The following is a 427-nucleotide window of genomic DNA, read 5'->3' as shown; positions in this document are numbered from 1 at the left end:
CTCCTCCCCGCAATGCGGGCAGGCAACATGAAAACGCATAAAATGCGGGGATTCACTGGCTGCACGCTCAATCTGACAGGTGCCTCTCACTTTTGGCGTGGAGCCACGGATGGACTTTGGCCAGACCGAGCCTTCAATACGCTTGTCACCCAGGAACGTCGGAGAGCCTTCCTGTTCAATATCATCATCAAAAGCAGCAAGTTCATCATAACCCGCCACATCCACCGACTTTTCACGGTAGTTTTTTGCCGCTTTACCGCCCAGGCACCAGAAGCCACGCCCATTAGTGAAACGCTTCATGGTGAGCGTGTTATCCCGGTGCTTTTTGCCATACCACGGGGCCAGCGCCAGCAGCGACGGAATATCACGAATAGTCGGCTCAACACCTGATATTCCCCGCTGTCTGCAGTGACTTCTGCGGTCAGGT

Annotated in this window: 1 protein-coding gene; it reads right to left on the bottom strand. The window is 54.6% G+C overall.

Going from position 1 to position 427, the window contains the following annotated elements; genetic code table 11:
• Positions 1-427, bottom strand: a 427-nt coding sequence (locus D0S45_20890) for a phage terminase large subunit family protein (protein TIH04497.1), incomplete at both ends; no start/stop codon positions are given.

Origin of the sequence: Marinifilum sp. JC120, assembly GCA_004923195.1 — a bacterium.
Classification (GTDB): domain Bacteria; phylum Desulfobacterota; class Desulfovibrionia; order Desulfovibrionales; family Desulfovibrionaceae; genus Maridesulfovibrio.
The sequence above is the reverse complement of the archived record's forward strand: the minus strand, read 5'-3'. Positions and strand labels throughout refer to the sequence as shown.